Annotated in this window: 7 protein-coding genes; 6 read left to right on the plus strand and 1 reads right to left on the minus strand. The window is 44.0% G+C overall.

The window, feature by feature from the left end; all coding sequences use genetic code 11:
• The first annotated feature begins 101 nt into the window (after nt 1-101).
• From ACM5QX_RS21315 to ACM5QX_RS21340, 6 genes are all read left to right on the plus strand, one after another.
• Entirely contained in the window at nt 102-1,070 is a 969-nt protein-coding gene (locus ACM5QX_RS21315) for a glycosyltransferase (RefSeq protein ID WP_414755354.1), read from the plus strand.
• A gap of 119 nt (nt 1,071-1,189) precedes the next feature.
• Nucleotides 1,190-2,164 carry a glycosyltransferase family 2 protein gene (locus tag ACM5QX_RS21320; protein WP_414755356.1) on the plus strand — a complete coding sequence of 325 codons (975 nt, stop codon included), beginning with the start codon at nt 1,190-1,192 and terminating at the stop codon, nt 2,162-2,164.
• 74 nt (nt 2,165-2,238) lie between these two features.
• The gene (locus ACM5QX_RS21325; RefSeq protein WP_414755358.1) at nt 2,239-3,126 is read left to right on the plus strand and encodes a glycosyltransferase family 2 protein; all 888 of its coding nucleotides are present in this window, start codon (nt 2,239-2,241) and stop codon (nt 3,124-3,126) included.
• A 184-nt stretch (nt 3,127-3,310) separates the two neighbouring features.
• A complete protein-coding gene (locus ACM5QX_RS21330) occupies nt 3,311-4,456 on the plus strand; it encodes a glycosyltransferase family 4 protein (protein WP_414755359.1) in 1,146 nt (381 codons plus the stop codon).
• Nucleotides 4,456-5,403: a glycosyltransferase family 2 protein gene (locus ACM5QX_RS21335; RefSeq protein ID WP_414755360.1), complete on the plus strand. Its 948-nt coding sequence runs from the start codon at nt 4,456-4,458 to the stop codon at nt 5,401-5,403. Before ACM5QX_RS21330 ends, ACM5QX_RS21335 begins: the two co-directional genes overlap by 1 nt.
• Nucleotides 5,404-5,427: 24 nt before the next feature.
• On the plus strand, nt 5,428-6,855 hold the full coding sequence (locus ACM5QX_RS21340) for an O-antigen ligase family protein (protein WP_414755361.1): 1,428 nt from the start codon (nt 5,428-5,430) through the stop codon (nt 6,853-6,855).
• A 47-nt stretch (nt 6,856-6,902) separates the two neighbouring features.
• Here the strand turns inward: ACM5QX_RS21340 and ACM5QX_RS21345 are convergent.
• The coding region (locus ACM5QX_RS21345; RefSeq protein WP_414755362.1) for a WD40 repeat domain-containing protein at nt 6,903-8,259 on the minus strand (1,357 nt) is incomplete at its 5' end.

The following is an 8,259-nucleotide window of genomic DNA, read 5'->3' on the forward strand; positions in this document are numbered from 1 at the left end:
TCAATAGTCATTAATTCTTCCCCCATTACCCAATCCCCAGTTCTCAGTCTCCAATCCCCAGTCCCCAATCCCCAGTCCCCAATCCCCAGTCCCCATTCCCCATGAAAATTTCTGTCATCGTCTCTAATTACAACTACGCTCGTTATCTTTCTAGAGCAATCAACTCTGTTCTCACTCAAACTTACTCAGATGTTGAAATCGTTATCGTAGATGATGGTTCTACAGATAACAGCCGTGATGTTATTACCCAACTGCAAGAACAAGCACCAGATAAAATCAAGCCCATCTTTCAAGCAAATCAAGGACAGGGAGGGGCTTTCAATGCAGGGTTTGCGGCGGCGACTGGCGAAGTCGTAGCTTTTCTTGATGCAGATGATGTGTGGAAACCTCATAAATTACAGCGTATTGTTGAGGTGTTTCAGACATCAGATGTAGTTGGTGTCATGCACCATTTGGATATCATAGATGGCGATGATCAGACAATTGATCAAGCTTCGACTCAAGGGCCGAAACTAAGTGAAGATTTAGCCTCAGTCATATTGCAGACAGGGAATGCTTGGTGTTTTCCGCCCACATCTGGACTAGCTTATCGCCGTGAAGCTTTGTCAAAAGTATTTCCTATTGATCCCGTGAAATGGCGTATTTGGGCTGATGGTTGCATTATTTACTGCACAGCCTTCCTCGGTAAAATCAAGACATTACATGAAAATTTGGCGTACTATCGCATACATGGCGCGAACAATCACATAAGTGCAGCGATCGCCACCAGCGAACAACAAGCCAAGTCCCAAGCCGGGATTGAGATGACTAACCAATATATCAACGACTATTTAGTACGTATTGGTTATGGTGCAAAAGTTGACTTATCCCGCAATCTCCAATATCGACGCACAAAATATTATCAACAATCCCAATGGGATCTCCGGGAGGTGTGGGCTATTTCACGCTTAATACTGGGATGGCCTTTTTACTCTGGGAAAGAGCGAGCCTATTACCTAGCTCGATTTTTATTTAAAAGTGGAAAATTTTTGCTTAGTGCCGATGTTCATACGGAAAGCCCCACAATTTAGCCGTAAGTATGTTTAGCCGTTATCTCTCCTCCTTTGAAGGCGCTGTTAGCGATAGCGGGGCGTTCAGCCCGTACTGAGTACTGAGTAAAAATCCCAGTCTCTAACCCCCTATTAAAATTATGGCTATAGATACTAACTCCTCCACTCCTTTAGTTAGCGTTATTACACCTACCTATAACCGCCCAAACTATTTACAAGCAGCCCTGACAAGTGCCGTCAGACAGACTTATTCCCATATTGAAATCATTGTTTGCGACAATTGTAGTCCACAAAATCCCCAGGCAATTGTTGATTCCTTTGATGATTCGCGCATTCGCTTTTTCCGCAATTCATCAAATATGGGAATGTTTGCCAATACCATGAAAGCCTTTCAAATGGCGCGGGGAAAATATATTGCCTGTTTGCTGGACGATGATATGTGGGAAGAGGACTTTCTCGAAAAGCTCATTCCGCCCTTAGAAGCTAACCCCAATTTAGCCTTAGCTTTTTGTGACCACTACATCATAGATGCTGATGGCAATATAGATGATGCGCTCACAGAAGAATATTCCCGTGCATATAAACGAGTTGATTTGCCAGAAGGAATTTATCAACCCTTTTATCGGATGGGCTTAGTAGATAGATCAGTCTCGACAGCCACAGCAGCAGTGATGCGTCGAGATGCGATCGCCTGGGATGCCATTCCGGCTGAAGTTGGCGGTTCATGGGATATATATTTAAACTACCTATTTTGTCGTTCTGGCTTAGGAGCGTATTTTTATCCGGAAAAACTGACACGTTATCGCGTCCATGAACAAACAGAAACCATGCTTAGTGGTAAGCGCGATCCTCAGGCAAAAATCCGTAAGGCTCAAGCTGATATGTTTTGCTACGAGCAGTTTATGGCCGATGAACGCCTACAGGAGCTTAAACCCTATTTTCAGCAGCAATGGGCCCATGTCAGCACAACCTTGGGCATTGGTTTCATGCGTAGTAAACAAATGAAATTAGCCCGTTCTTACTTCTGGCGTTCTTTAAAACAAAGTTTAAAGCTGAGAACGATGGCGGGGTTGATGCTCAGTTTTACACCGCCAACGATCGCATCAAGATTTTAATCAGATACCCGACTTCTCTAATAAGTCGGGTATCTCTGGGGATCTAAAAAACTAACTAAAGAGGTATAAATACAATGCGGCTATCGGCTTGCATCACAACTAGAAATCGCCCTGAAGATTTGGAAAATTGCTTGCGATCGCTGTGGGATTCCCAGACTAAACCACACTCGGTAATTGTGTCTGATGACTCGCCCAGTATTGAGATGCAGCAGCAAAATCAAAAGATTGTTGAACAATATCCCCAGACAATTTATATTACAGGCCCCCGGATTGGTGTTTGTGCTAACCGCAATAATGCGGTTAATGCCATCCCACCATCAGAAACAGATTTAGTTGCTTTTATTGATGATGATATTTGCGTTGAACCAGAGTTTATTGGTGGTGCGATCGCTCAATACGCAAAAATGTCACCAGAACAGAGTCAGCACACCATTCTTTCTGGCATTAGCTATAGCCCCGATGGATATGTAATGGCTCCGGGAAAGCTATCTTTTCGCGGATATTTCCGTTCTAGTGATGTTCCCGAAACCATTGCTATTCATGCCTCTATTTTTCCCCGTCAGTTTTTTGAGCAGGAACAGTGGGATGAAAATATATTTTTTGGTTATGAAGATGCAGAACTGTGTTTACGGGCATTGAAGCGGGGTTACAAGATTTTAAATTGTCCAGAATTACGTGTCCTCAATGCTGGAGGAAACGGTAAAAGTTCCTTGATGGAATCGGATATTGGCAAACTAACTAAATACGAAATTTCTATAGAAGCAGCTAGGCTCTACATCGGAATTAAACGTTACAAAGATTTATTCCCTAATGTCTTAAAACTCATCGGTTTTTGCTGTGTATACTTCCTGCACATGACTGCATACCTCTGCAAGCGGGGTTCCCTACAAGCCTGGCCAGAAATTATTCGCCGTTCTCATATCCAAAAATTATGGCAGCCTTCCCAGTTGAATTGGGGATGAGAAGAGGCAGGCAGAGAGGCAGGGGGGCAGGGAGCAGGGGGCAGGTGTAGGTTTTTAATCGAGTGATGAGTGATGACTATCGCACTAACGAAAGAATAATAGTTTTATCCCCTAAACCCCTACACCCCTACACCCCTACACCCCTAAACCTATCAGGGGGAGAAACTTAGAGGATATTTATATTGTGAGATTAAGTATCGTTACACATAATGTAATTAAAGGTGATGGTCAAGGACGAGTTAATTATGAAATTGCCCAAGAAGCAATTCGTCGTGGTCATCATGTCACCTTGTTAGCTAGTCAAGTGGCTCCAGAATTACAACAGAGTGAGCAAGTTAATTGGGTTGCTATTTCTGTTAAGCAATGGCCTACGGAATTACTCCGCAACTTGATTTTCGCTTTCATCAGTGCCAATTGGTTGCATAAACACCGTTCTCAAGTTGATTTGATCAAAATTAATGGGGCAATTACCCATGCCTCTGGTGATGTGAATGCGGTGCATTTTGTCCATAGTTCTTGGTTGAATTTTTCCTCTAGTAAGGCTCAGTCAAATTCAGCTAAAACTAGACAATCACGCAGGATTTTTTATAATTTTTACCAGTGGTTATACACCGTTTTAAATGCGCGTTGGGAAAAAAAGGCTTTTCGTCGGGCGCGGGTGGTGGTGGCTGTTTCTAGTCGGGTGGCTGAAGATTTGCAAGCCATTGGTGTAGCGCCAGAAAAGATTCGGGTAATTGTCAACGGTGTAGATTTGCAGGAATTTTCACTGGGAAAGAATCAGCGTTCACAATGGGGATTACCGGCAGGAGTCCCTTTAGCTCTATTTGCTGGTGATATTAGAATCTCTCGCAAGAACTTGGATACAGTCCTAAAAGCCTTAGTTAATGTGCCGGATTTACATCTAGCAGTTGCGGGAATTACGGAAGGAAGTCCATATCTCCAGTTAGCACAATCCCTGGGATTGGATGAACGAGTACATTTTTTAGGACTGCGGCGTGATGTTCCTGAACTGATGAAAGCCGTAGATTTTTTCGTGTTCCCTTCACGTTATGAGCCTTTCGGCTTGGTGGTGATTGAAGCGATGGCTTCTGGTTTGCCTGTGATTACTGCTAGTTCCACAGGTGCAGCAGATTTGTTAACGCCGGAATCTGGCATAGTTTTAGCGGATTCAGACGATGTAGAAGCTTTGGCGCAAGCATTATCTTTGCTAGCAAGCGATCGCACTTTAAGAGAACAAATGGGACAAGTTGCCCGCACCATCGCCGAGCAACACAGTTGGACAAATATGGCACAGCGTTATATAGATTTATTCGAGGAGTTGCACCAGTAATGAAAATTACAGTCATTGTGCCTACTTACCGCCGTACCAAAGACCTAACACGCTGCTTGGAGTCATTAGGAAAGCAATCTCGACCAGCCGATGAGGTATTGGTGGTAGTCCGAGATACTGATGTGGAGACTTGGCAATTTCTGGAAACTATCACGCCTCACTCTTTACCATTACACACAACAACGGTACGTGTTCCTGGTGTAGTCGCGGCGATGAATGCAGGATTAGATATAGCCCAAGGAGATATCATCGCCTTTACGGATGATGATGCAGCGCCTCATAGTAATTGGTTAGCACAAATTGAAACCCACTTTCTTGCCCATGAACAAATTGCCGGTGTTGGTGGGCGAGATTGGGTATATCATGGCGATCGCCTAGAAGATGGTACTTGTCCGGTAGTTGGTCAGGTTCATTGGTTTGGCAGAGTGATTGGTAATCACCATATAGGTATCGGAAAAGCCCGTGAGGTCGATGTTCTCAAGGGAGTTAACATGAGCTTTCGGCGATCGGCTGTCCACGGATTGCGTTTTGATCAACGGATGCTGGGTACAGGCGCACAGGTGCATTTTGAGGTGGCCTTTTGTTTAGCCTTAAAGCGGGCTGGCTGGAAGCTCATTTATGACCCCCAAATCGGAGTCAACCATTATCCGGCGCAGCGATTTGATGAAGACCAGCGCCAAAGCTTCAATCATCTGGCTGTAACTAATGCCGTCCACAACGAAACATTAGCCTTATTAGAACACCTCTCACCAACTCAACAATTAACATTTCTGCTGTGGGCGACCTTGGTGGGTACGAGAGACGCTATGGGTTTGATGCAATTTTTCCGCTTTTTACCGAGCGATCGCCTATTAGCTGGGCAGAAGTTATTAGCAGCTTGGCATGGTCGCTGGCGCGGTTGGCAAACCTGGCAACGTTCAATTCGCTTTGCTCAAATTAAAAATTAAAAATAAAAGAGTTGAGAGTAGAAAGTGAATCATATATTTACAGATAATTCTTCTACCACAGACTTGGGCTTTGGCAAACAACCACTGTTGGCTTGGCTAGCAATATTATCTCTAGTCTTGTTTTCAGCCGTGTGCATTTTCGGTGGTGCGGCTGGCATTCTCCGTACAGCTTATGTAATTATATCCTTCGCTGTCGGTGCTTTCTTATATGTGCGATACCCCGTACTTTACACAGGTTTTGCGTGGTGGATCTGGTTTGTTACACCATTTATAGCTCGTGTAGTTGATTATAAAAGTGGTTGGGACCCCACACGTTTTATGTTGGTGTCGCAATACTTGGTGACACTATTAACATTACATACCTTCCTGAAAGAGCTACCAAAGTCCTTGCGCCAAGGTAGTTTACCCTTTGTTCTCGCCTTTCTAGGTGTGTTTTACGGCTTTCTCATAGGCATGATTAAAACATCACCCTTCACAGCAGCGCGGGGGCTTCTAGATTGGTTAACCCCAATCACCTTTGCTTTTTATCTATTTGTTCACTGGCGTGACTATCCCTTCTATCGCCGCACTATTGAGCGTACCTTTACCTGGGGTGTCTTGGTGACAGGAATCTATGGAATTGTGCAGTTTCTCAACCCTCCTGAATGGGATTTGTTTTGGTTAACCAGCACAAAATTAACTAGCATGGGTGATCCTGAACCTCTGAAACTACGTATTTGGAGTACAATGGCATCCCCCGCACCTTATGCAGCCATGATGATGGCTGGCTTGTTGTTATTATTTACCAATAAAAGTTTCATTCGCCTTCCTGCTTCGGCCGCTGGTTATTTGGCTTTTTTGCTGACAACAGTACGCACCTTGTGGGGAGGATGGTTGATAGCTTTTCTAACTTTTTTAACTTCATTAAAAACACGTTTACAACTACGCCTATTTATCACTATTTTGATTATGGCGTTGTGTGTAATTCCTCTAACACAAATAGAGCAATTTTCTAAACCCATCACCACTCGCTTTGAAACCTTTTCTAATCTTGAGGATGATGATAGCGCTAGAGTCAGACAAAAAATTTATGAAGATGGTCTCAATAGTGCTTTAACTAATGCTTTGGGTAATGGAGTAGGCAACACTTTTATTGTGAATGAAAAAGGCGTATTAGAACCGATTGTCGTTGATAGTGGCATTCTGGATATGTTTTTCACATTGGGTTGGTTTGGCGGTATATTCTACTTACTGGCATTATTTATGGTGTTTACCCAAGCATTCCAATATTCAGAGTATAGTTTTGACTCTTTCATGGCTGCGGCTAGAGCTATTAGTCTGGGTATGTTATCAACATTATTGGGTAATAGTGGGATGTTGGGGATGCCGGGTATGGTTCTTTGGAGCTTTATCGCTATGGCTATGGCGGGGCATAAATATCACGCACAGCAAAGAATAATTCGTAATTCGTAATCCGACGGAGTATGTTTCATTGGCAATGACATCGCGTGCATTCGCTACTACTTTACTTGCGTGCCAATACCGTCGCACAAATGCCTGTCATCCACGCTAACATTAGGATTATTTTGTAAATAACCGCGTACAAAATCGCAATTGTCCTGTATTAAAGAGTCTAATTCCAACTTAGATTCTAATTCTGGAAGATTCCAGAGTTTGATTGTATTGTCAGCACTACCAGAAGCTAATATCTTGCCGTCGGGGCTAAAACTCACACTATAAACAGAGTTACTATGCCCATTAAGGGTGCGGATTTGGTTGCCTGTTTCTAAATTCCAGCGTTTGATTTTCTTGTCAGCACTACCAGAAGCCAAAGTCTTGCCGTCGGGGCTAAAACTCACGCTATAGACATAGTTACTATGCCCGTTAAGGGTGCGGATTTGGTTGCCCGTTTCTAGATTCCAGAGTTTGATTGTATTGTCATAACTGCCAGAAGCTAATGTCTTGCCGTCGGGGCTAAAACTCATGCTATAGACAGAGTTACTATGCCCGTTAAGGGTGCGGATTTGGTTGCCCGTCTCTAGATTCCAGAGTTTGATTGTGTTGTCTTCACTACTAGAAGCTAACGTCTTACCGTCGGGGCTAAAACTCACACTATAGACAGAGTTACTATGCCCGTTAAGGGTGCGGATTTGGTTGCCTGTCTTTAGGTTCCAGAGTTTGATTGTGTTGTCTTTACTGCCAGAAGCCAAAGTCTTGCCGTCGGGGCTAAAACTCACACTGTAGACAAAGTTACTATGCCCGTTAAGGGTGCGGATTTGGTTGCCTGTCTCTAGATTCCAGAGTTTGATTGTGTTGTCAGCACTACCAGAAGCTAAAGTCTTGCCGTCGGGGCTAAAACTCACGCTAATGACACCTTCACTATGCCCCTTGAGGGTGCGGATTTGGTTGCCTGTCTCTAGATTCCAGAGTTTGATTGTGTTGTCTAGACTACCAGAAGCTAATGTCTTGCCGTTGGGGCTAAAACTCACGCTATAGACATAGTTACTATGCCCATTAAGGGTGCGGATTTGGTTGCCCGTCTCTAGATTCCAGAGTTTGATTGTGCTGTCAGCACTACCAGAAACTAATGTCTTGCCGTCGGGGCTAAAACTCACGCTTAAGACAGAGTTACTATGCCCGTTAAGGGTGCGGATTTGGTTGCCTGTCTCTAGATGCCAGAGTTTGATTGTGTCGTCATAACTGCCAGAAGCTAATGTCTTGCTGTCGGGACTAAAACTCACACTATAGACAGAGTTACTATGCCCGTTAAGGGTGCGGATTTGGTTGCCCGTCTCTAGATTCCAGAGTTTGATTGTGTTGTCTTCACTACTAGAAGCTAACGTCTTACCGTCGGGGCTAAAACTCACACTATAGACA

Origin of the sequence: Anabaena sp. CCY 9910 (genome assembly GCF_963920875.1) — a bacterium.
Lineage (GTDB): Bacteria > Cyanobacteriota > Cyanobacteriia > Cyanobacteriales > Nostocaceae > Trichormus > Trichormus variabilis.